The following is a 3,590-nucleotide window of genomic DNA, read 5'->3' as shown; positions in this document are numbered from 1 at the left end:
TAGTTCAGTCGGTTAGAATACCGGCCTGTCACGCCGGGGGTCGCGGGTTCGAGTCCCGTCCGCTGCGCCATATTCGGCAACCTGGAACACTGAACGCCAGGTCGCCACAAGAAGCCCGCTCATTGAGCGGGCTTTTTTTTGCCCGGATTTTTTGTCTACAGCCCCATCAAGCGGTAACCCACCTGCAGTTCCGTGATGAAATGCTGCGGCTGTGTGGGGTCTGCTTCCAGCTTTTGCCGCAGATGCGCCATGTGTACCCGCAAGTAATGGGCGCGGTCCACGTAGTCCAGGCCCCACACCTCCAGCAATAACTGGCGATGTGTGAGTACCCGGCTCTGGCCGCGAATCATCGCGCAGAGCAGGCGGTACTCGATGGGCGTGAGGTGCACCGGCTGCGCTTGGCGCCACACCTCATGGGTGGCCAGGTCAACTTCAATGTCGCCAAACGCCACCTTGCTGGTGGCCGCCACCGTTCCGGTTTGCCCATGCCGGCGCAGTTGAGCGCGGATACGTGCGAGCAACTCGGGCACGCCGAAGGGTTTGGTCAGGTAATCATCGGCGCCGGCGTCCAGGGCGGCGACTTTTTCCTCTTCGCGATCGCGGGCCGATAGCACCAGGATCGGCACCCCCAGCCAGCCACGCAATTCGCTGATCAGCTGTTTGCCATCGCCGTCCGGCAGGCCCAGGTCGACAATCACCAGGTCCGGCTGGCGGCTGGCGGCGTGTATCAGCGCGCGCTTGACGCTGTCGGCCTCGAACACCTGAAAGCCCTCATCTTGCAGGGCAATCCCGACGAAGCGGCGGATATTGGCCTCGTCCTCAACAATCAAAATGCGTGCAGTGCTCATAGGGCGTCCATGGACGGCGGGGTGCCCGCCGGAAGGGTGATGATGAAGTGCATGCCACACACTTCGCCGGGGTTGGCGTCGATGCGGCCGCCGTGGGCTTCGACGATGCGCTTGGCCAGCGCCAGGCCCAGGCCGATGCCTGTGACGGAAGATTCCTGCTGGCCGCGCGCGAAGGGCTCGAACAGGTTGGCCGGTGCCGCGCCCGGGCCGGTGTCGCTGACCTCCAGCGTGAGGCTGCCCGAGATGCAGTGCGCGGCGACGGTAATGCGCGTGCCCGCCGGGGTGTACTTGGCGGCGTTGTCGAGCAGGTTGACCAGCACCCGCTCAAGCATCAGCGCATCGACTTCCACCAGCGGCAATGGCGCCTCAAGGGCGGTGTTCACCGAGTGTCGCGCCAAGGGTTCGCGCAACTGGCGCAGGGCGCTGCCGACGATTTCTTCCAACGAATGCCACTGGCGATTCAGGCGCACGCCGTGCTCCTGCAGGTGCGCCATGTCCAACAGGTTTTCGATCAGCCGTTGCATCGACGTGGCCTGTTCGTGAATGCCGTGCAGCAACGCGGTCAGCGGCCCGGGCGGCGCGTGGGGCAGGGCGGTGTCGGCGGCGCCGATCAAGGTGGTCAGCGGCGTGCGCAGGTCATGGGAGATCGCAGCGAGCAAGGTGTTGCGCATCTTCTCGCCTTCCATCTGCACCAGGGTGCTTTGCGCCACTTCGACAAAATGCACACGCTCCAGCGCGATCGCCAGTTGGCTCATGCAGGCTTCCAGCAGGTGGCGTTCCTGGGGATCACTCAGGCGCTCGCTTTGGGCCAATTCCAGCACCAACACACCGCGCACACGCATCGGTGCCTTGAGCGGCCAGTAGCAACCTTTGGCCGCCGACAGGGTGTCGGTGCCCTGGCCGGCGGCCTTACCGTGGTCGTAGCTCCATTGGGCGATGCTCTCGTCCATCGGCAGGCCGCCCACGCTGTGCACGCCATCGGCGGCGTCCGGCAACGCCAGGCCGACCCGCGCCTCGAACACGCCGCTGAAGGTGCGCAGGGCCACTTCGCTGATCTGCTCCACGGTCAGCGCCGCCGACAGGTCGCGGGCCAGGCGGGCCAAAGAGGTGGCGCGCCGTTCGCGGGCGGCGGCGGTGCGTGCTTCATGGCGCAGGCGGGCGGTGAGCTGCCCGGTGATCAGGGCGATGCCCAGCATCAGCGCAAACGTGAAGAAATACTGGGTGTCATTGACGGTGAATGAGTAGCGCGGCTGCACGAAAAAGAAGTCGAAACACAGCACCGCCAGCATCGCCGCCCACACGCCGGGGCCACGCCCGAAACGCAGGGCCACCAGCACCACCGTGAGTAAAAACAGCATGACCACGTTGGCCAGGTCGAACACCTGCAGCAACAAGGCGGCGACGGCGCTGGCGGCAAAACACGCCAGACTGGCCCACAGGTACGCCAACCGAGTGCCCGCTGCGGGGGCTACCTTCTCGACCACCGCAGGCTTGGCCGGCAGCAGCCCGTGGGCGATCACGATCTGATCGATTTGCCGGTGGTGCCGGCTGATCCGGTCACTCACCGACTGATGCCACACTCGCCACACCCGACGCGGATGATGGCCCAGCACCAGGCGATTGGCATTGTGCTCACGGGCACAGGCGGCCAGGGCTTCGGCCACGTCCATGCCGGGCAGTGTGGCGGTGTCGGCTCCCAGCTCAGCTGCCAGCGCCAGGGTTTTCATGGCGGCCAGGTAACGTTTGGCGCCGCGCCCCTGGTGCGTGGCGACATGCACCGCGATCCAGTCCGCTTCCAGCTTCTGTGCCAGGCGTGCCGCCTCACGCACCAGGCGCTCATCGCCCGCATCACCCGCCACGCCCACCAGCAGCCGCTCGCGGGCGGGCCACAGGTGGGTGATCGCCCGTTCGCGGCGGTACACGCGCATCTGCGTGTCGACGCGATCGGCCGTACGCCGCAGTGCCAACTCGCGCAGGGCGAGCAAATTGCCCTTGCGGAAAAAGTGTTGCGAGGCGCGCTCAGCCTGGGCCCCCAGGTACACCTTGCCATCCTTGAGGCGTTGCAACAGGTCGTCGGGTGGCAGGTCGATCACCACCACGTCGTGGGCGTTATCGAACACATGGTCAGGCACGGTCTCGCGCACGCGGATGCCAATGATCCCGCTCACCAGGTCATTCAAACTTTCCAGGTGCTGGACGTTGAGGGTGGTCCACACATCGATGCCGGCACTGAGCAGTTCTTCGACGTCTTGCCAGCGTTTGGGGTGGCGTGAGCCCGGCGCATTGCTGTGGGCCAACTCGTCCACCAGCACCACGGCAGGGTGCCTGTGCAGTGCCGCATCCAGATCAAATTCAGTCAGCGCATAGTCGCGGTGCGACACGGCGGCGCGGGGCAGTTGCTCCAGGCCCTCGAGCAGCGCGGCGGTGTCTGTGCGCCCATGGGTTTCGACCACGCCTGCCAGCAGGTCACGACCCAGGCCGACCTCACGTTGCGCCGCCGCGAGCATGGCGCAGGTCTTGCCTACCCCAGCGTTGGAGCCGAAGTAGATACGCAATTTGCCGCGCAAGGCGGCGTGTTCTTCCCTCTGGATCCGAGCGAGCAGGGCGTCGGGGTCGGGGCGTTCGTCGGGTGGCACGTAGAGCCTGTTAATCATTTTTTGAATCCATCCAAAATTCCTTGTAGGAGCCCGGGGTGGGGGGGGGGGGGGGGGGGGGGGGGGGGGGGGGAGGGAGGAGGGGGGG

The 3,590-nt window shown here is 65.8% G+C and carries 2 protein-coding genes; both read right to left on the bottom strand.

The features are described from left to right. Positions 1 to 155: 155 nt before the first annotated feature. Positions 156 to 848: a response regulator gene (locus tag AC07OV_RS26080; RefSeq protein WP_495093258.1), complete on the bottom strand. Its 693-nt coding sequence runs from the start codon at positions 846 to 848 to the stop codon at positions 156 to 158. After that, positions 845 to 3,502 (bottom strand): DUF4118 domain-containing protein, encoded by a 2,658-nt coding sequence (locus AC07OV_RS26075; RefSeq protein ID WP_494998469.1) that lies wholly within the window; start codon positions 3,500 to 3,502, stop codon positions 845 to 847. The genes AC07OV_RS26080 and AC07OV_RS26075 overlap by 4 nt, the downstream gene beginning before the upstream one ends. Positions 3,503 to 3,590 lie beyond the last annotated feature (88 nt).

The sequence above is a fragment of the Pseudomonas sp. GW821-FHT09A09 genome (assembly GCF_059418405.1).
Note: the sequence above shows the minus strand (reverse complement) of the source record. Positions and strands in the feature narration are given on the sequence as shown.

Bases quoted from the DNA above. Each gene is read 5' to 3' on its own strand.
- AC07OV_RS26080 (WP_495093258.1), bottom strand. From the start codon at position 848: ATGAGCACTGCACGCATTTTGATTGTTGAGGACGAGGCCAATATCCGC.
- AC07OV_RS26075 (WP_494998469.1), bottom strand. From the start codon at position 3,502: ATGATTAACAGGCTCTACGTGCCACCCGACGAACGCCCCGACCCCGAC.